At 73.9% G+C, this 19,580-nt stretch carries 15 protein-coding genes; 8 read left to right on the forward strand and 7 right to left on the reverse strand.

The window, feature by feature from the left end:
• Positions 1–32 precede the first annotated feature (32 nt).
• Positions 33–1,004, reverse strand: a complete 972-nt coding sequence (locus ACVCAH_RS07035) for a DMT family transporter (protein ID WP_447135218.1) — start codon at positions 1,002–1,004, stop codon at positions 33–35.
• The gene (gene glpX, locus ACVCAH_RS07040; protein WP_447135219.1) at positions 1,001–2,032 is read right to left on the reverse strand and encodes a class II fructose-bisphosphatase; all 1,032 of its coding nucleotides are present in this window, start codon (positions 2,030–2,032) and stop codon (positions 1,001–1,003) included. The genes ACVCAH_RS07035 and glpX overlap by 4 nt, the downstream gene beginning before the upstream one ends.
• A 157-nt stretch (positions 2,033–2,189) precedes the next feature.
• On the opposite strand from glpX, the gene ACVCAH_RS07045 reads away from it, so the two are divergent.
• On the forward strand, positions 2,190–2,939 hold the full coding sequence (locus ACVCAH_RS07045) for a DUF4245 domain-containing protein (protein ID WP_447135220.1): 750 nt from the start codon (positions 2,190–2,192) through the stop codon (positions 2,937–2,939).
• 310 nt (positions 2,940–3,249) lie between these two features.
• Positions 3,250–4,098 carry a hypothetical protein gene (locus ACVCAH_RS07050; protein WP_447135221.1) on the forward strand — a complete coding sequence of 283 codons (849 nt, stop codon included), beginning with the start codon at positions 3,250–3,252 and terminating at the stop codon, positions 4,096–4,098.
• A gap of 91 nt (positions 4,099–4,189) precedes the next feature.
• Here the strand turns inward: ACVCAH_RS07050 and ACVCAH_RS07055 are convergent, their stop codons facing one another.
• Together ACVCAH_RS07055 and xseA are read right to left on the reverse strand one after the other, a co-directional pair.
• A complete protein-coding gene (locus ACVCAH_RS07055; protein WP_447135222.1) occupies positions 4,190–4,402 on the reverse strand; it encodes an exodeoxyribonuclease VII small subunit in 213 nt (70 codons plus the stop codon).
• A gap of 37 nt (positions 4,403–4,439) precedes the next feature.
• Positions 4,440–5,660, reverse strand: coding sequence for an exodeoxyribonuclease VII large subunit (xseA, locus tag ACVCAH_RS07060; RefSeq protein WP_447135223.1), 1,221 nt, complete (start codon positions 5,658–5,660; stop codon positions 4,440–4,442).
• A 224-nt stretch (positions 5,661–5,884) separates the two neighbouring features.
• Here xseA and ACVCAH_RS07065 point away from each other — a divergent pair, with 224 nt between their 5' ends.
• Both ACVCAH_RS07065 and ACVCAH_RS07070 read left to right on the forward strand, forming a co-directional pair.
• A complete protein-coding gene (locus ACVCAH_RS07065) occupies positions 5,885–6,871 on the forward strand; it encodes a 4-hydroxy-3-methylbut-2-enyl diphosphate reductase (protein ID WP_447135224.1) in 987 nt (328 codons plus the stop codon).
• A gap of 107 nt (positions 6,872–6,978) precedes the next feature.
• Positions 6,979–7,446, forward strand: coding sequence for a hypothetical protein (locus ACVCAH_RS07070; protein ID WP_447135225.1), 468 nt, complete (start codon positions 6,979–6,981; stop codon positions 7,444–7,446).
• Positions 7,447–7,455: 9 nt separating this feature from the next.
• On the opposite strand, the gene ACVCAH_RS07075 is transcribed toward ACVCAH_RS07070, so the two are convergent.
• Positions 7,456–8,634 (reverse strand): DNA recombination protein RmuC, encoded by a 1,179-nt coding sequence (locus ACVCAH_RS07075; protein ID WP_447135226.1) that lies wholly within the window; start codon positions 8,632–8,634, stop codon positions 7,456–7,458.
• A 53-nt stretch (positions 8,635–8,687) separates the two neighbouring features.
• Between ACVCAH_RS07075 and ACVCAH_RS07080 the strand changes: the two genes are divergently transcribed.
• Positions 8,688–9,467, forward strand: coding sequence for a hypothetical protein (locus ACVCAH_RS07080; RefSeq protein WP_447135227.1), 780 nt, complete (start codon positions 8,688–8,690; stop codon positions 9,465–9,467).
• A gap of 196 nt (positions 9,468–9,663) precedes the next feature.
• Here the strand turns inward: ACVCAH_RS07080 and ppc are convergent, their stop codons facing one another.
• Complete coding sequence (gene ppc, locus ACVCAH_RS07085; protein ID WP_447135228.1) at positions 9,664–12,450, reverse strand: phosphoenolpyruvate carboxylase; 2,787 nt, start codon at positions 12,448–12,450, stop codon at positions 9,664–9,666.
• A gap of 171 nt (positions 12,451–12,621) precedes the next feature.
• Here ppc and ACVCAH_RS07090 point away from each other — a divergent pair, with 171 nt between their 5' ends.
• Entirely contained in the window at positions 12,622–13,662 is a 1,041-nt protein-coding gene (locus ACVCAH_RS07090; RefSeq protein WP_447135229.1) for a S66 family peptidase, read from the forward strand.
• A 154-nt stretch (positions 13,663–13,816) separates the two neighbouring features.
• Here the strand turns inward: ACVCAH_RS07090 and ACVCAH_RS07095 are convergent, their stop codons facing one another.
• Complete coding sequence (locus ACVCAH_RS07095; RefSeq protein WP_447135230.1) at positions 13,817–14,752, reverse strand: cyclase family protein; 936 nt, start codon at positions 14,750–14,752, stop codon at positions 13,817–13,819.
• Positions 14,753–14,994: 242 nt separating this feature from the next.
• Between ACVCAH_RS07095 and mfd the strand changes: the two genes are divergently transcribed.
• A complete protein-coding gene (gene mfd, locus ACVCAH_RS07100; protein ID WP_447135231.1) occupies positions 14,995–18,642 on the forward strand; it encodes a transcription-repair coupling factor in 3,648 nt (1,215 codons plus the stop codon).
• A gap of 194 nt (positions 18,643–18,836) precedes the next feature.
• Positions 18,837–19,580, forward strand: coding sequence for a hypothetical protein (locus tag ACVCAH_RS07105; protein WP_447135232.1), 744 nt, complete (start codon positions 18,837–18,839; stop codon positions 19,578–19,580).

The following is a 19,580-nucleotide window of genomic DNA, read 5'->3' on the forward strand; positions in this document are numbered from 1 at the left end:
GCCGCGCTCACCCGCCGCGAGCCCGTCCGGGCTCAGCGGCGGGGCGCCGGGCCGAGCGCGGTCACCAGCACCGCCACCAGGGTCAGCGCGGCGCCGATGAGGGTGGCCGGCCCCGGGTGCGACGCCTCGGTGGGCAGCAGCACGTCGAGCAGGACGGCGCCGACGACCTGCCCGGCGATGGTGGCCAGGCCGAGCAGCAGCACGCCGGTGAAGCGGACGATCGCGGCGGCGACCGCGATGAACACGATGCCGATCGGGCCACCCAGGTAGAGCCAGGGCTCGGCCGGGAACCCGCCGGCCGGGCGGCCGCGTACCGCCACGTCGACGGCGAACGTGACGAGCAGGGCCAGCGTGCCGGCGGTGAAGTTGACCAGGGTGGCGGTCAGCGCGCTGCCGGTGGCCACCCGCACCCGGCCGTTGACCGCCTGCTGCCAGGCGATTCCCACCCCGGCCAGCAGCGGCAGCACGGCCAGCGCCAGTGCGGCCGGATCGCCGAACCGGTCGCCGACAGCGAGCAGGACGGCGACCACGGTCAGCGCGGCGCCGGCCAGCCGCCGGCCGGTGATCGGCTGCCGGCCGGTCGGGCCGACCCCGGCCCGGTCCACCGCCAGGCTGCTCCCGGACTGGCCGGCGACCACCGCCACGGTGAAGACGGCCACGCCGAGGGCGCCGATGGTCAGGCCCTGGGTGGCCACGAGGAACGCGCCGCAGACCCCGCCCAGGCACTGCACCGGCCGCAGCTCGCCGGTGGCCAGCGCCCGCCGTAGGGCGGCCAGCCCCCGCCGCGCACCGGGGGTGGCGGGGACCAGCACCAGCAGCACCAGCAGACCCAGCCCGAAGGAGACCACCGCGGCGGCGATCCCGTCGGCCAGGCGTACGCCCAACTCGCCGTTGATCCGGGACTGCACGGCCACGGCGACCCCGGAGGCGGTCGCCAGTCCCACCCCGAGGATCCGGCGGCTCGCCGGCAGGACGGGTCGGACCGTCGTCCCGGCGGCGCTCACTCCTGCTCGGCCAGCGGGCGGCCGTCGAAGTCGACGGCCGAGTAGAGCGCCAGCTTCTCCAGCCGGTGGTACGAGTCGATCACCCGGATGGTGCCGCTCTTCGAGCGCATCACGATCGACTGGGTGTACGCCCCGCCCGCCCGGTAGCGCACCCCGCGCAGCAGGTCGCCGGAGGTGACCCCGGTGGCCACGAAGAAGCAGTTGTCCCCGGTGACCAGGTCGTCGGTGGTGAGCACCCGGTCCAGGTCGTGCCCGGCCGCGAGCGCCTTCTCCCGCTCCTCGTCGTCGCGCGGCCAGAGCTTGGCCTGCATCATCCCGCCCATGCACTTGAGCGCGCAGGCGGCGGTGATCCCCTCCGGCGTACCGCCGATGCCCATTAGCACGTCGACGTCCGACTCGCCGCGGGCGGCGGCGATGGCGCCCGCGATGTCGCCGTCGGAGATGAACCGGATGCCGGCGCCGGTCCGGCGGATCTGCGCGACCAGGTCGTCGTGCCGGGACCGGTCGAGGACGCAGACGGTTACCTCGGAGATGTCGGTCCCCTTGACCTTGGCGATCCGGCGCAGGTTCTCGGCCACCCCGGCGTTGATGTCCACCACGTCGGCGTAGACCGGGCCGACGGCGAGCTTCTCCATGTAGAAGACCGCGCTGGGGTCGAACATCGCGCCCCGCTCGGCGACCGCGAGCACGGCCAGGGCGTTGGGCATGCCCTTGCTCATCAGGGTGGTGCCGTCGATCGGGTCGACCGCGACGTCCACCTCCGGGCCGGTGCCGTCGCCGACCTCCTCGCCGTTGAACAGCATCGGCGCGTTGTCCTTCTCGCCCTCGCCGATCACCACGACCCCCCGCATCGGGATCGAGTTGATCAGCTTGCGCATCGCGTCGACGGCGGCCCCGTCGCCGCCCTCCTTGTCGCCCCGACCGACCCATCGGCCGGCGGCCATCGCCGCGGCCTCGGTGACCCGGACCAGGTCGAGGGCAAGGTTGCGGTCGAGATCCTGTGGGATCCGCGTCCTGGTGTTCGTCATGACGGCTCCTCCTCGCGACGGTGCGGGGTGGGTCGGCAGCGTTCGGTGTCGCCGCTGCCGGTTTGTCGCTGATCCTCACACGATGGCCGACCCGGCGCCGGGGCGGGGCGGTGATGGCCCGGATACCGCCGGTCGGGCGGTGCGGGAAGATGGCGGGGTGGAACCCGCACAGCCTGCCGACCGCGTACCCGCCGACTCGACCCCGCCGGACGGCCAGCCGCCGGTACGGGAGGGCGGCCGACCCCCCGCCGCCGCCCCGGCCGGCGAGCCGGCTCTGGTCGAGCCGGGCCCGGCCGCCCCCGTACCGCAGGGGGAGCCGGCGGCCGGCCCCGGCGCGCCGACCGTCGGCGCCGCGGAGACCGGGGAGGTCCCCGCCCCGCCGCCGCGGGTGGACGCGGGCAAGTCGGAGCGCTCGCCCAAGGACATGGCGATCTCGCTGCTGGTGCTGCTGATCCCGATCGCCCTGCTGCTCGCCTTCTACCGGGGCTTCCTCGGCGGCGACGAGCCGGTCACGGTCGACCCGGCGCCGGCCATCGAGTCGGCCCGGGCGGCCGACGCGTTCCCGGTGGGCGTCCCGGCCGATCTCGGCGACGGCTGGCGTACGGTCAGCGCCAACTTCCAGACCGTCGAGGGCGGGTCGACCCTGCGCCTGGGCTACCTCACCCCGGAGGGGCGGGGCGCCCAGCTGGTGCAGAGCAGTGTGCCCGCGGAGCGGCTGCTGCCGACCGAGCTGACCGACCAGGGGCAGCCGCAGGGGCAGACCGACCTGGGCGGGCGCACCTGGCAGCGGTACACCGCCCGGGGCAACGAGCAGGCGCTGGTGCTGCTGGAGCCGACCCGGACGGTGATCGTGGTCGGCGACGCGCGGGACAACGAGCTGCGGCACCTCGCCACCTCGCTGCGCTGACCCGCCAGCGCCCAGTTGGGAAACGGGGCGGCCGCGGCCGCCCCGTTTTCCGCGTTCCGGAGGCGGTTCTCGCAGGTCCGCCGCGGACCGGTGGCGCGCCCGGCAGGTGGCGCGGCTGCCGTCCCGGGTCACCCGGCCGGGGTAACCGGACAGACCGGTGATTGTGCGACGCGACGGCAGGGAACAGGAGAGGAGCGGACCCGGCCGACTCGGGCGGCTCGGGCCCGCGCGACGCAGCCGGCAGTGGTGCTGCGCCGCAAGGTTTCCGGCCGCCGCCAGGTGCGTCGGGTGACCCCCTTGGGAGACACAGATGACTGTTCGACGACTGAGCGCCGGTCTGGTGGCCGCCGCGTTGTTCACTCCCGGTCTCGCCGCCTGCAACGCCACCGGGACCCCTTCGGCGGGCTCGTCCGCCACCCCGACCGTGTCGGCGTCCGGCACCCCCTCCGGCGCCGCGTCCCCGGTGCCCGGTGACGCCAAGCAGGCGCTGCTCAACTCCACCCGCGAGATCAGCAACGGCAACTTCCGGTTCAGCATGTCCGGCGCCGGGTCCACCGCCGAGGGGCAGGTGCACGAGCCGAGCCAGAGCGCCGAGATGCGGGTGACCGTCGGCGCGCCGACCGACGACCTGTTCATGAAGCTCGACCTCATCCACGCCCGGCCGGACAGCTGGGTCAAGGTGGAACTGGGCGGCAAGACCGCCGGCAGCCTGCCGGCCGTGCAGAAGCTCAACCTCGGCAAGTACCAGCACCTCGACCAGACCCGGATCAAGGGCAACCGGAACCTCGGCTTCGACTTCGACAAGCTCGACCCGGCCGGTAGCGAGGTGCTCACCCAAGGCATCACCGAGGTGCGGCAGACCGGCGAGGGCAGCTACGCCGGCACCATCGACGTGTCGAAGGCCGCCGAGGCCGGCTCCATCGACCCCACGGTGATCACCGCGCTCGGCGCGCAGGCGCAGTCGGTGCCGTTCACCGCGAAGCTCGACCCGCAGGGGCGGCTCAGCGAGCTGGTGATCCAGCTCCCGGCCGCCGGCCAGAGCAAGGCGCAGGACATCCGGATCACGTACTCCGACTACGGCAACGCCGCCGCCGCCCAGAAGCCCCCGGCGGGCCAGGTGGTCGAGGCTCCGCCGGAGCTCTACAACCTCTTCAACTGAACCCCGCTCTGACGGTCATGCGGTTGTGGTGGGCGGCGACGGCCGGCGCGAAGCGCCCGTTACCGTCCACCACAACTCCATGCCCGGCAGGTCAGGAGGTGGCGTCCTGGCGGGCGGCGTCGATGCGGGCCCGGGCGCCGTCGAGCCAGCGCTGGCAGATCACCGCGAGCGCCTCGCCGCGCTCCCAGAGGGCCAGCGACTCCTCCAGCGACGTGCCGCCGGCTTCCAGCCGCTCGACCACCGACGCCAGCTCGGCGCGGGCCTGCTCGTAGCTGAGCCGCTCGTCGTTCTTCTCGTCAGTCATCGCTGCCATCCCACCACATCGCGCTTCCGACCCCGGGTCACCCGTCGACCGTGGCGGCCAGCTCGCCCTCGGCCAGTCGCACCCGCACCGGTTCACCCTTGCCCACCTCGGACGCGGCCCGCACCACGTGGCCGTCGGCGCGCTGCACGATCGCGTACCCCCGGTCGAGCGTGGCGGCCGGGGAGAGCGCGCGCAGCCGGGCCAGGGTGTGCCGCAGGTCCTCGCCGGCCGCGCCGAGGCGGTGGTCCAGGCAGCGCCCGGCCCGCTGGCGCAGCGCGGTCAGGTCGGTGGCCCGCTGGTCGACCATCACCTGGGGCCGGGCCAGCACCGGCCGGGAGCGGAGCAGGTCCAGCCGGTGCTGCTCCCGGTCGACCAGGTTGCGGACCGCCCGCTCCAGCCTCGACCGGGCCTGGCCGATCAGGCGTACCTCCTCGGCGAGGTCGGGCACGATCCGCTTGGCCGCGTCGGTGGGCGTCGAGGCGCGCAGGTCGGCGACGTAGTCGACCAGCGGCGCGTCCGTCTCGTGGCCGATCGCGCTCACCACCGGCGTACGGCAGGCGAAGACCGCCCGGCAGAGCGCCTCGTCGGAGAAGGGGAGCAGGTCCTCGATGCTGCCGCCGCCCCGGGCGATGATGATCACGTCGATGCTCGGGTCGGCGTCCAGCACCTTGAGCGCGTCGACGATCTGCGACACGGCGCTCGGCCCCTGCACCGCCACGTTGACGGTGCGGAACTCCACCGCCGGCCAGCGCCGCCGGGCGTTGGTCAGCACGTCCCGCTCGGCCGCCGACGCCCGGCCGGTGATCAGGCCGATCCGGTTGGGCAGGAACGGCGGGCGGCGCTTGCGGGCCCGGTCGAAGAGCCCCTCGGCGGCGAGCAGCTTCTTGAGCTTCTCCAGCCGGGCCAGCAGCTCACCGAGGCCGACCTGGCGGATCTCGTCGGCGCGCAGGCTCAACGTGCCCCGGGCGGCGTAGAACTCGGGCTTGGCGTGCAGCACCACCCGGGCGCCCTCGCGCAGCTCGGGCGCGCCGGCGTCCAGCACGTCGCGGTTGGTGGTGACGGTCAGGCTCAGGTCGGCCGACGGGTCGCGCAGGGTGAGGAAGACGGTGGTGGCACCCGGGCGGCGGCTGATCTGGGCCACCTGACCGTCCACCCACACCCAGCCCAGCCGGGCGATCCACGCGCTGACCTTCTGGCTCACCACCCGGACCGGCCACGGCTCCTCGGACGTGCTCCGCCCCACCTCGCCCGTACTCACCCGCCCACCCTACGGCCCACCCCCGACGGGGCCTTCGTCGATCATGGGGTTGGCGGCGATGTCGATGTCGAAGGATCACCGGTGCGCGGGTCCTCTCGTACCGGAATGTCCGTCTCCGGTGGCCGTGCGCGCTGCCGGTCCGCTCAGCCAGCCAGCCCCGGGCGGCGGCTGTGGCGACGGTCGCAGCCGCTGTGGGTCTCCGGGCCGGCACGTACGATGGGCGGGTGACTCAGGCTGAAGCGACTTCCCGGGCCGGCAAGCGCGTGCTCCTGGCCAAGCCCCGCGGCTACTGCGCGGGGGTCGACCGCGCGGTGCAGACCGTCGAGGAGGCGCTCAAGCTCTACGGCGCCCCGATCTACGTGCGCAAGCAGATCGTGCACAACAAGCACGTGGTGCGCACCCTGGAGGCCAAGGGCGCGATCTTCGTGGAGGAGAACGAGGAGGTGCCGGAGGGCGCCACCGTCATCTTCTCCGCGCACGGCGTGGCCCCCGAGGTCTACCAGCAGGCGAAGGCGCGCTCCCTGAAGGCGATCGACGCGACCTGCCCGCTGGTGACGAAGGTGCACCAGGAGGCCAAGCGGTTCGCCGCCGAGGACTACGACATCCTGCTGATCGGCCACGAGGGGCACGAGGAGGTCATCGGCACCTCCGGCGAGGCCCCGGAGCACATCCAGCTGGTGGACGGCCCCGAGGATGCCGACAAGATCACCGTCCGCGACCCGAGCAAGGTCGTCTGGCTCTCCCAGACCACGCTCTCGGTCGACGAGACGCTGGAGACGGTGGCCCGGCTCAAGCAGCGGCTGCCGTTGCTCCAGTCGCCGCCGAGCGACGACATCTGCTACGCCACCTCCAACCGCCAGCACGTGGTCAAGGAAATCGCCCCGGACTGCGACGTGGTGATCGTGGTCGGCTCGCGCAACTCCTCCAACTCGGTACGCCTCGTCGAGGTCGCCGTGGACGCCGGCGCGCGCGCCGGTCACCTGGTCGACTTCGCCGACGAGATCGACGACGCGTGGCTGGCCGGGGCCCGGACGGTCGGGCTGACCTCCGGGGCGAGCGTCCCCGACGAACTGGTCCAGGACGTGCTGACCCACCTCGCGGCGCGCGGCTTCACCGACGTGGAGGAGGTGGTCACCGCCAACGAGCGGCTGACCTTCTCCCTGCCGCAGGAGCTCAAGCGCGACATGAAGGCCGCGGCGGCCCGCGGCTGACGCCGGTGGCCGAGGCGCCGGCGGTGCCCGGTGCGGGACGGGTCGGCCGACTGCCGGCCCGGCCCGGCCCGGGAACGACGGCCGGCGCCGGTGCGTCCGATACGGGTATGAGGACCTTTCGGCTCGCCCTCTCCGCGCTGGTCATCTGCGCGGCGCTGAGCGCCTGCGGCGGCCAGGACGGCGGCGACGGCGCCCCCACCCCAACCCCGACGGGAGCGCAGCCGGTGACCAGCCCACCCCAGCCGGATCCGGCGAGCCCCAGCGGGTCGCCGAGCACCCGGGTCCCGGACGACCCGGTCGACCCGACGGTGCCCGACCCGCCGCCCCTCGGCACCACCCGCCCGGGCGGGCCGACCAAGCCGCCGCCGGCCGGTGACACCACGCTGACCGGCACGGTCACCGCCGGGGTGGAGCCCAACTGCGTGCTGCTCGACGGCTACCTGCTAATCGGCGGCCCGCGCGACGTGCTCACCGCCGGCGCGAAGGTGACCGTCACCGGCCGCGCCCAGCCCGGCATGATGACCACCTGCCAGCAGGGCGTCCCCTTCGTGGTCGAATCCGCCCGTCGCGGCTGACCGGGCCGGTCAGTCCAGCGGGGCGCGGCGCGGGGGAACCTCGGCGTCGGGGCCGTCGAGCAGCTCCGGCGCCTGGGGCTGCCGGGGCGCCAGCTCGATCTGCGCCGGCGCGGTCAGCTCCTGGTCGGAGACCCCCAGCTCGGCGAGCTTGCGCGCGCTGACCAGCACCCGCGCCTCCAGCGACCCCACCGCCCGGTTGTACGCGGTGACCGCGCCGCTCAGCGAGGCGCCGAGCTTGCCGACGTGGTCGCCCAGTGTGGACAGCCGACCGTAGAGCTCGCGGGCCAGCGAGTGCACCGCCACCGCGTTGCGGGCCAGTGCCTCCTGCCGCCACGAGTAGGCGACCGTACGCAGCAGCGCGACCAGGGTGGCCGGGGTGGCCAGCACCACGTTGCGGGCGAACGCGTGCTCCAGCAGCGTCGGGTCGCGCTGCAGGGCCACGTCGAGGAACGGGTCGGCCGGCACGAAGAGCACCACGAACTCGGGGGTGCTGTCGAACGCCGCCCAGTAGGACTTGGCGGCCAGCGCGTCGACGTGCCCCCGCAGGTGCTTGGCGTGCGCGTCGAGGTGGGTGTCGCGACCGCGCTCGTCGCGCGCCTCCATCGCGGTCAGGTAGGCGTCGAAGGGCGCCTTGGCGTCCACCACCACGGACCGGCCGCCGTGCAGCCGGACCACCAGGTCGGGGCGGACCCCCTGGTGGTCGGTGGCGGCGGTGACCTGCTCGGCGAAGTCGCAGTGCTCGAGCAGGCCGGCCGCCTCGACGATCCGGCGCAACTGGTGCTCGCCCCAGCGGCCGCGCACCTGGGGCGCCCGCAGCGCCGCCACCAGCTGCTTGGTCTCGGTGCGCAGCTCGCCGGAGACGGTGCTCATCGCGCGGACCTGCTCGCGCAGCTCGGCGTAGGCGTCGACGCGGTCGCGCTCCAGCTCGGCGACCCGCTGTTCGTAGCGGCGCAGCGTGTCGTGCAGCGGCGCCACCGCCCGGGCGACCGCCTCCTGGGACTGGGCGGTGGCCTCGTAGCTCAACGCCCGCATCGACTGCTCCAGCCGGCCCTCGCCCTCGCGGGTGGCGCGCAGCGTGGCGTCCAGCCGGGCGATCTCGGCGGCGGCGCGGGACCGGGCGGCGAGCCAGCCCAGGGCGCCGCCGGTGGCGAGGCAGACGACCACCACGGCCAGCGTCGAGAAGTCCACCACCGGAGCTTGCCAGACGAGTACGACTCAACCGGCGCGGGTACCTTCGTGCCATGGAACTTCTGCTGGTGGTGATCCTGGTGGCGTTGCTGCTGGGGGCGTTCCTGTGGTGGCGGCGGGAGACCGCGGCCCGGCAGGCGCGGGACCTGGCCGACGTGCGCGCCGACGCCCAGCGGTGGTACGAGCGGCTCGGCGGCCAGGTGATGAACCTGCACGGTGACGACCCGGCGGTCCGCCAGGCGCTGGTCGACGCCGGCGAGCGCTACAACGCCGCCGGCGGGCAGCTGGAGCAGGCCAGCACCGTCCAGCAGTACCGGCTGGCCCGGGAGACCGCGCTGGAGGGGCTCGCGTACGCGCGGGCGGCCCGGGTGGCGCTCGGCATCGACCCCGGCCCGGAGCTGCCCCCGTTGGCCGCCGCGGAGGGCGCCGGCCAGCTCACCAAGGAGCGCCAGGTCGACGTGCAGGGGCAGACGTTCAAGGCGGGCCCGCAGCCGGGCCGGGACACGCCCTACTACTACCCCGGCGGGCGGTTCGAGGGCCGGCCAGTGCCGGCGGGCTGGTACTCCACCCCGTGGTGGAAGACGGCGCTGGGCGCCGGCGCCGGCGTGCTCGGCGGCCTGCTGATCGCCGACGCGCTCTTTTCGCCGGCCTTCGCCGATCCGGGCTACGGCTACGAGGCGGGCTACCAGGAGGGCTACGCCGACGGCACCGACTACGGCGATCAGGGCGGCGACGTCGGTGGCGACGTCGGTGCCGACCAGGCCGGTGACGTCGGCGGCGGTGACTTCGGTGGTGACTTCGGCGGTGGAGATTTCGGCGGCGGCGACTTCTGAGCCTGCGGTCGCCTACCGGCTGAGCTGCCGGACCGTGCTTGCGCCCGGACCGTGCATGCGCGGCGGCGGCTTCGCGGTTGCGCCGGCGGCGGTCTCGTGCGGCCGGCGGACCACATTCAGGACGAGCCTGATACCTGGGAGGCATATGTACGACTCTCAGGTATCAGGCTCGCGGGCACGCCTGGTCGGCGAGGGCTCAGCCCGTGTTGCGCATGCCGGCGGCGATGCCGTTGACCGTGGTGAGCAGGGCGCGCTCCAGCGCGGTGCCGTCGCTCGGCGCGCGCCGGCCACCCGGGGCGGTGGCCACCGCCCGGCCGGCGGCGCCGGAGTCGCGGTACTGCCGCAGCAGCGCCACCTGGAGGTGGTGCAGCGGCTCCAGGTAGGTGTCCCGCACGGCGAGGGTGCGTTGGAGCACCGGCGAGCTGTCCAGCAGCGCGGGGGAGCCGGTCACCGCCAGCACCTCCTGCCGGGTCAACTCGTACTCCTGCTCGATCTGGTGGAAGATCGGGTGCAGCTTCTTCGGCACCAGTGTCTCGACGTACCGGCGGGCGATGCTGAGGTCGGTCTTGGTCAGCATCATCTCCACGTTGGACAGGAACGTGCGGAAGAAGTGCCAGTTGCGGTGCATCTCGGCCAGCACGTCCGCCCGGCCGGCGGCCCGGGCCGCGGCCAGCCCGGAGCCGACCCCGAACCAGCCGGGGACGATCTGCCGGGTCTGCGTCCAGCCGAACACCCACGGGATGGCGCGCAGCCCGGCCAGCCCGGCCCCGGTGTTCGGGCGCTTCGCCGGGCGGGAGCCGATGTTCAGCGCGCCGAGCAGCTCGGTCGGCGTCGACGCCCAGAAGTACGCCGGCAGGTCCGGGTCCTCGACCAGCGACCGGTACGACCGGAACGCCGCCTCGGAGACGAGCTCCATCGTCGCGTCCCAGCGTTCCAGCAGCTCGGCGGGCTGGCGCGGGGCGGTGTGCAGCAGCGTCGCCTGCAACACGGCGGCCAGGGTCAGCTCCAGGTTCTCCCGAGCCAGCGAGGGCAGCGTGTACTTGTCGGAGATGACCTCACCCTGCTCGGTGACCTTGATCGCGCCGTCCAGGGTGCCGTACGGCTGGGCCAGGATGGCCTCGTGCGTCGGCCCGCCGCCGCGACCCACCGTGCCGCCTCGGCCGTGGAAGAGCCGCAGATGCACGCCGTGCCGGGCGGCCACGTCGCGCAGCGCGCGCTGGGCCCGGTGGATCGACCACTGGCTGGTGGTGATGCCCGCCTCCTTGTTGGAGTCGGAGTAGCCGAGCATGACCTCCTGCACGTCACCGCGGGCGGCGACCAGCGCGCGGTAGGCCGGCAGTGAGAGCAGCTCGTCGAGCAGGTCGCCGCCGGAGTTCAGCTCGGCCGGGGTCTCCAGCAGCGGGACGAAGCCGATCCGGGCCCGGCCGCTGTGCACGTCGACCAGGCCGGCCTCGCGGGCCAGCACCACCGCGGCGAGCACGTCGTCCACGCCGAGGGTCATCGAGATGATGTACGACTCGATGACCTCGTTGCCGAACCGGTCCTGTGCCTCGCGGATGGTGCCGAACACGTCGAACGTCTTGCGCGTCGCCTCGGTGAGCGGGGTGTCCAGGGTGGACAGCGGCCGGCGGCCGGCCAGCTCGTCGGCGAGCAGCTTGGTGCGTTCCAGCCGGGTCAGCGACGGGTAGTCGGAGACCTCGCCGACGGCCGCGTAGAGCTGGGCCAGCACCGCGTGGTGCGCCTCGGCGTGCTCGCGCACGTCCATGGTCGCCAGGTGCAGCCCGAACGCGGAGACGGTGCGGATCGTGGAGGCGAGCCGGCCCACCGCGGTGAGCTGACCGGAGTTGCGGGCCAGCGAGGCGCGCAGCAGCTCCAGGTCGGCGATCAGCTCGGCGGAGCCGCGGTAGTCCCGGCCGGGTACGTGCGCGGTGCCCTGCCGCAGCCGCTGCCGGGTGTTGGCCAGCTTGGCCTTCACGCAGCGGGCCTTGAGCCGGTAGGGCTCCTCGGCGTTGACCCGGCGGAACCGCGGCGCCACCTCGGGCAGCGCGTCCAGGTCGGTGGCGAGGCTGGCGGAGAGGTCCAGCGACACCCCGCGCAGCCGGCGGGAGACGGACACCTCGTTGATCAGGTGGTCCATCGCCTTCTCGGTGGCCTCGATGCCGTGCTCGTGCTGGATGGTCAGCACGTCGCGGGTCACCGTCGGGGTGACGAACGGGTTGCCGTCCCGGTCGCCGCCGATCCAGGTGCCGAAGGTCAACGGCCGGGCCGTCGGCGAGGTCTCCACGCCGAGGGTGCGCAGCGTGTCGGCGAGGTCGTCGAGCACCTGCGGGGCGGCCTCGGCGTACAGGTCGCGCAGGTAGTAGATGGCGTTGCGGGCCTCGTCGGTTGGGTCCGGCCGGTCCAGCCGCAGCTCGTCGGTCTGCCACATCAGGTCGAGCAGCTCGGCCAGCCGGCGGTTGGCCGGTCCCTCGTCGCTGGCCCCGTAGAGGATCGCGTTCGCGGTCTCGGCGTCCAGCTCGTCGGCGATGGCCCGCAGCTTCGACAGGATCGACCGGCGGGCCGCCTCCGTCGGGTGCGCGGTGAACACCGGCCGGACCGCGAGCCGGCGGGCCACCGAGGCGATCTCCTCCGCCGGCACCCCGCGCTCGGCGATCATCTTGGCCGCCTGGTCCAGCCAGCCGCCCTGGATCGCCCGGCGGCGCCGCAGGTCGCGGGCCCGGTGCACCTGCTCGGTGATGTTGGCCAGGTGGAAGTAGGTGGAGAAGGCTCGGGCCAGCTTGGTGCCGGTGGTGACGTCCAGGCCACCGAGCCGCCGGGCGGCGGTGGGGGCGTCGGAGCGGACCAGCGCGCGGATCTCCTCGACCAGGTCGAGCAGCGGGCGGCCCTCCTGGCGGGCCAGGGTCTGGCCGAGCAGGGTGCCGAGGCGGCGGATGTCGGCCCGCAGGGCGGCGTCGGGGCCGTCGTGGTCGTGCTGGTCGGTCACGGTGCGCTCCTTACGCGAGTACGAAGGACAGCGCTGTCCGACTCCCTGGATCGTATCCGCGTGGCCCCGGCGGGAAGGAGGGGGTCCGAACCTCAGCCTAAGGCGGTTTTTGCCGGATTCCTGCGTCTTCGCCGGCCGGAAACCGCTCGACCAGCCAGTTAGCGTTCGATCATGACGTCGCTGAGCTATCCCCCCAAGCCCCGACCCGGCGACCGGGTCGCGGTCGTCTCGCCCTCCGCCGGCCTGCCGGGTCTCTTCCCCGAGGTGTACGAGCTGGGGCTGCGCCGGCTGCGCGAGGAGTTCGGCCTGGAACCGGTGGAGTATCCGACCACCCGGGTGATGGGCGCCGACCCGCGCGACCGGGCCCGGGATCTCACCGCCGCCTTCGCCGACCCGTCGATCAACGCCGTGCTGGCCACCGTGGGCGGCGAGGACCTGATCACGGTCACCGCGCACCTGGACGACGCGGTGCTGCGGGCCAACCCGAAGCCGTACTTCGGCTACTCGGACAACACCAACGTGCTCAACCACCTGCACCGGCTGGGCATCGTCGGCTATCACGGCGGGTCCGTGCTGGTGCACCTCGGCCGGCCCGGCTCGCCGCACCCGCTGACCGTCGACTCGCTTCGCGCCGCCCTGTTCACCTCCGGCTGGTACGAGCTGGCACCGGCCACGGAGTGGGGCGACCAGCCCAACGACTGGCGGGACCCGGCCACGTTGGCGGTCGAGCCGTTGATGTTCCCGGGCACCGGTTGGACCTGGCAGGGGCCCCGCCGGGTGGTCGAGGGACGTACCTGGGGCGGCAACCTCGAGGTGCTGAACTGGCTGCTCGCCGCCGACCGGGTCGCGCCGGTCGAGCAGCTCGCCGGGTCGATCTTCCTGGTGGAGACCTCGGAGGAGCTGCCGTCGGCCACCGAGGTCTACCGGATCCTGCGCAACCTCGGTGAGCGCGGGCTGCTGGCCACCTTCCCGGCGGCCGTGGTCGGGCGGGCCAAGGCGTGGGACTTCGAGCGGCCGCTCTCGCCCGAGCAGCGCCAGGTGTACGCCGCGGAGCAGCGGGCGGCGGTGACCCGGGCGTTCGCCGAGTACGCCCCGGACGCGGTGCTGGTCTTCGACGTCGACCTGGGCCACACCGACCCGCAACTGATCGTCCCGTACGGCGGCGAGATCCGCGTCGACGCCGTCGACCGCCGCATCTCGGTCCGCTACTGAGATCGACGGGCCCGACCCGACCCGCCGGCTCGGCGAGCTGGGCCCGGCCTCAAGATCCGCGCACTATCGGGAAGTTGCTGGCTCGGCACGGCGGGAGGCAGCAGCTTCCCCGAAGTTGTCGACCGTGTCGGGACGCGTGCGTGCGGGGCGCGGGTCAGGCGTCGACGAGGGCGAAGGCGCGCACCGGGAAGGTGCCCATGCCGGCGACCCGCGGCGGGGCGGCGGTGAACCGGAAGCCCTCCGGGGGCAGCTCAGCCAGGCCGGTGAGGTGTTCCACGATCGGGATGCCGGCGGCCAGCAGGGTGCTGTGGGCGGGGCGTTCGCCGCCGGCCGCCGGGCTTATGTCGTCGATGTTGATCGAGTCGATGCCGACCAGCGCCACGCCCGCGTCAGCCAGTGCCCGTGCGGCGTCCCCCGTCAGGTGGGGTGCCTCCGGCGCGCCGTACCGGTCGGTGCCGAAGTGCGCGTCCCAACCGGTGTGCAGCAGCACCGCGCGCCCGGCCACGTCGTACGGGGCCAGCATCAGCCGATCGATCGCCCGAGTGCCGGCGGGCAGCCGGACCACGATGCCGGGCAGGTCGGCGAGGCGGTCCAGTGGCATGCCGGACAGGTCGGCGCCGTCGGACCAGCGGTGCGCGGGAGTGTCCAGGTAGGTGCCGGTGTTGGCGATCATCTCGATCCGGGCCACCCGGAACTCGGTGCCCGGCGCGTAGTTCGCCCGGGACGCCGCGAAGGTCAGCCAGTCACCGATCCGCGGCGCCGGCCAGCCGGGCAGGGTGACCATCCCGTCGCTGATCACGTGGCTCAGCTCGACCAGCCGCCGCCCGGCGCCGGGCGCACCCGCACCGGCACCCGGCTCGGCGGCGGCCACGCCGCGACCGCCCTTGTGCGGCTCCTGGATGATCGTCTTGTTGCTGATCCGGACCTCGGCGACCATCAGCAGGCCGAGATGCCGGACCAGGAGCGCGCCCAGGTCCCCGTCGCTGATCTCCCGGCCGGGGATGTCCAGCCGGAATCCCTCTGTCCGCAGCCCGCCGCCGTTGGCGAAGCTCACCTCCGCGTCGAACTGCGCCCGCCACTGCTCCGTCATTCCAAGACCCGATCATGACCTCGCAGCACCCGTCAAGATCGCCCGCCGCCCGCGCGCTCTGGACGTGGGGCGGCGGGGCGTGGGGTGGCCCGCGTGCTCAGTTCCCGAGGCTGCGGTGCGGGAAGGGGGTGGGGTGTCGGCCGGCGGGGATAGGCTGGCAGTCGTGCACCCCCCGTCCGGCCGGACGAGGGGCATCTGTCGTGTGCCCGTCCACGCGTGCCGACTCCCCTGGAAGTGATCACATGCTCACCGGTCTGTTCTCCGCCGCCCTGGCCGACCCCGGGCTGGCCCGGGCGCGTGACCTGGCGCGCTCCGGTGCCGCCCAGGTCGACGGGCTCGACATCACCGCCCCGGCGGCGCTGCGCCCGTTCGCGGTCGCCGCCGTCGCGGCGGACGCCGACGGGGCCGGCGGGGGAGCCGGCCGGCCGGTGCTGGCCGTGACGGCCACCAGCCGGGAGGCCGACGACCTGGCCTCGGCGCTGGGCAGCCTGCTGCCGCCGGAGCAGGTGGCGGTCTTCCCGTCCTGGGAGACGCTGCCGCACGAGCGGCTCTCGCCCCGATCCGACACCGTCGGGCGTCGGCTGGCCGTGCTGCGCCGGCTCGCCCACCCCGACGCGGCCGACGCGCACGGGCGCACCGGCCCGCTGCGGGTGGTCGTCGCCCCGGTCCGGTCGCTGCTCCAGCCGCAGCTCAAGGGCCTCGGCGACCTGGTTCCGGTGCAGCTCGCGGCCGGCGACGAGGCCGACCTGGAGGACGTCGCGCGCCGGCTCACCGACATGGCGTACGCCCGGGTCGACCTGGTCACCAAGCGCGGCGAGTTCGCGGTGCGCGGCGGCATCCTGGACGTCTTCCCGCCCACCGACGAGCACCCCTCCCGGGTCGAGTTCTGGGGCGACGAGGTGGAGGAGATCCGCACCTTCGCCGTCGCCGACCAGCGCACCATCGAGCAGGTCGCCGGGCTCTGGGCGCCGCCCTGCCGCGAGCTGCTGCTCACCCCGGCGGTACGCGAGCGGGCCGCCGCCCTGGCCCAGCGGCACCCGGAGCTGGCCGAGATCCTCGACAAGCTCGCCGAGGGCATCCCGGTCGAGGGGATGGAGTCGCTGGTCCCGGCGCTGCTCGGCGACGAGAGCCTGGAGCTGCTGCTGGACACCATGCCGGCCGGCACCCACGTGATCCTCTGCGACCCGGAGCGGATCCGTACCCGGGCGCACGACCTGGTGCGTACCTCCGAGGAGTTCCTCCAGGCCAGCTGGGCCGCGGCCGCCACCGGTGGCCAGGCCCCGGTCGACCTCGGCGCCGCCGCCTTCCGCACCCTGGCCGACGTACGCGCCGCCGCGGCGGCGCTGCGCCAGCCGTGGTGGACGCTCTCACCGTTCGGCCTGGCCGAGGCGGCCGCCGCCCCGGCGCGCCAGCCGTGGGAGGACGAGCCGGAAGAGGTTGCGGTCACCCCGGACGACGCGATCTCGGTGACCCTGGCCGCCCAGCCGGCCCCGCTCTACCACGGCGAGACCGTCCGGGTGGTCGACGACCTGAAGCGCTGGGCCGGCGAGGGCTGGTCGATGGCGCTGGTCTTCGAGGGCCACGGTCCCGCCCAGCGGGCGGTCGAGGTGCTCCGCGACGCCGGTCTCGGGGCCCGCCTGGTCGAGGAGGTGCCGACCGCCCCGGCCCCGGGCGAGCTGCTGGTCAGCTGCGGCAGCCTGACCAGCGGGTTCGTCGACGAGGCGTCCCGGTTCGTGCTGCTCACCGGCAACGACGTCACCGGCGGGCGGGGCACCTCGACGCGCGACATGCGCAGGATGCCGAGCCGCCGCCGCAACACCATCGACCCGCTGGAGCTGAAGGCCGGCGACCACGTGGTGCACGAGCAGCACGGCATCGGCCGCTACCTCGAACTGGTGCAGCGCACGGTCAACGGCGCCAGCCGGGAATACTTGGTCATCGAGTACGCCCCGAGCAAGCGCGGCCAGCCCGGCGACCGGCTCTTCGTCCCCACCGACCAGCTCGACCAGCTCTCCCGGTACGTCGGCGGCGAGCAGCCCACCCTGCACAAGATGGGCGGTTCGGACTGGCAGAAGTCCAAGGCGCGGGCCCGCAAGGCGGTGCGCGAGATCGCCGCCCAGCTGATCCAGCTCTACGCGGCCCGCAAGGCGTCCAAGGGGCACTCGTTCGGCCCGGACAGCCCGTGGCAGCGGGAGCTGGAGGACGCCTTCCCCTGGCAGGAGACGCCCGACCAGCTCGCCGCCATCGAGGAGGTCAAGCGGGACATGGAGCAGTCGGTCCCGATGGACCGGCTGATCTGCGGCGACGTCGGCTACGGCAAGACCGAGATCGCGGTCCGGGCGGCGTTCAAGGCGGTGCAGGACGGCAAGCAGGTGGCCGTGCTGGTGCCCACCACGCTGCTGGTGCAGCAGCACTACAACACCTTCGCCGAGCGGATGAGCCAGTTCCCGGTGGCCATCCGGCAGCTGTCCCGGTTCCAGACGCCGAAGGAGGCCGAGCAGACCCTGGCGATGGCCGCCGACGGTACGGCGGACATCGTCATCGGCACCCACCGGCTGCTCCAGGCGGCGACCCGGTTCAAGCAGCTCGGCCTGGTGATCGTCGACGAGGAGCAGCGCTTCGGCGTCGAGCACAAGGAGCACCTGAAGTCCATGCGCGCCTCGGTCGATGTGCTGAGCATGTCGGCCACGCCGATCCCGCGCACCCTGGAGATGGCGATCACCGGCATCCGGGAGATGTCCACCATCGCCACCCCGCCGGAGGAGCGGCACCCGGTGCTGACCTTCGTCGGGGCGTACGACGACAAGCAGGTGGCCGCCTCCATCCACCGCGAGCTGCTCCGCGACGGGCAGGTCTTCTACCTGCACAACCGGGTGGAGTCGATCGACCGGGCGGCGCGGCGGATCCGCGAGCTGGTGCCCGAGGCGCGGGTCGCGGTGGCGCACGGCCAGATGGGCGAGGAGGCGCTCGAGAAGGTCATGGTCGGCTTCTGGGAGAAGGAGTTCGACGTGCTGGTCTGCACCACGATCGTGGAGTCCGGCATCGACATCCCGAACGCCAACACACTGATCGTGGAGCGGGCAGACCTGCTCGGCCTGGCCCAGCTGCACCAGATCCGCGGCCGGGTGGGCCGGGGCCGGGAGCGGGCGTACGCGTACTTCCTCTACCCGCCGGAGAAGCCGCTCACCGAGCACGCCCACGAGCGGCTGGCCACCATCGCCCAGCACACCGAGCTGGGCGCCGGCATGTACGTGGCGATGAAGGACCTGGAGATCCGGGGTGCCGGCAACCTGCTCGGCGGCGAGCAGTCCGGGCACATCGAGGGGGTCGGCTTCGACCTGTACGTGCGGATGGTCGGCGAGGCGGTGCAGGCGTTCAAGGGCGAGCGTCCGGAGGAGGAGGTCGACGTCAAGATCGACCTGCCGATCGACGCGCACCTGCCGCACGACTACGTCGGTGTGGAGCGGCTGCGCCTGGAGATGTACCGCAAGCTCGCCGAGGCCCGCGACGAAGAGCGGCTGAGCGAGGTGGTCGCCGAGATGACCGACCGGTACGGCGAGCCGCCCGCGCCGGTGCAGAACCTGGTCGCGGTGGCCCGGTTCCGGCTGCTGGCCCGCCGGTACGGCCTCACCGACGTCTCGATGCAGGGCAAGCACATCCGGTTCGGCCCGCTGCCGCTGCCGGATTCCAAGCAGCTGCGGCTCAAGCGCTACCACCCGGACGCGGTCTACAAGTCCGCGCTGGACCAGGTCAGCGTGCCCCGGCCGAGCACCCGCCGGGTCGGCGGCGAGCCGCTGCGTGATCAGGCGCTGCTCCAGTGGTGCGCCCAGCTCCTCTCCGACGTCCTGGGCGAGCCGGCCCCGGCGGTCCCGGCCGGCGCGACCGCCTGACCCGACGAGCCCGGGTACGGCCGGGGAGGGTGCCCGCGGGGCACCCTGCCCGGCCGGCGAAGCTGGAGTCGTCAGTTGCCGGGCTGGCGGTCCAGGAGAAGGCGCCGGCGGTGAAGACGTGGGCCACCGACCTGGCCGCTCGGGGAGGTGGGGGGCGTCACAGCGACCTGGGATGGCGTGAGAGAGTGAGCCCCATGCGTGCTCGCCGTCTTGTCGCCGTCGCCAGCCTGGCGGTCGGCCTCGTCGCCCTCTCCGGTTGCCGTGCCGAGCCCGGCGTCGCCGCGTACGTCGGTGACCACCGCATCACCGAGGATGCGGTCACCGCCGTGCTGGACGACGCGCGGGCGAAGAACCCGGCACCGAGCCCGAGCCCCGCCGCGGAGCCCACCGAGGGGGCGGAGCCCACCGAGGGGAACGAGCCCGTGGCGCAGGGGCCGCAGCTGCCCCGGCGCGGTCAGGTGGCGAGCGTGCTGGTGCTCGCCGAGGTGTGCGAGCGGGTCTCGGCCGAGCGGAACTACCAGCCGCGCGGGCAGGTGTCGCCGGAGCAGGTCGCCGAGCAGTCCGGCCTCTCTCCCGACACCGAGTACGTGCGCCAGGTGGCCACGCTCTACACCTGCCTGTCCGGCGTGCCGGCCGCGGCGCCGGCCGCGCCGACCGAGCAGGAGATGGCCGACGTGATCGCGGCGGGCCGCAAGGCCGGGTCGATCCCGGCCGACATGACCGACGAGGCGGCCGCCGGTCAGCTCGACGGCGAGCAGCTGCGTGGCGCGCTGGCCACCCGCAAGGCGCTGGCCGAGGCGGTGGAGAGCCACGATGTCACGGTGAACCCGCGCTACCGCCCGCTGGAGGTCCCGCTGCTCAACTTCTCGGCCGAGGTCGCCGCGGTGAGTGTGCCGCTGGGTGAGCCGGGCTCCGACGCGGTGATCGACCTCTCCTGA

This window comes from Micromonospora sp. LZ34 (assembly GCF_052981855.1).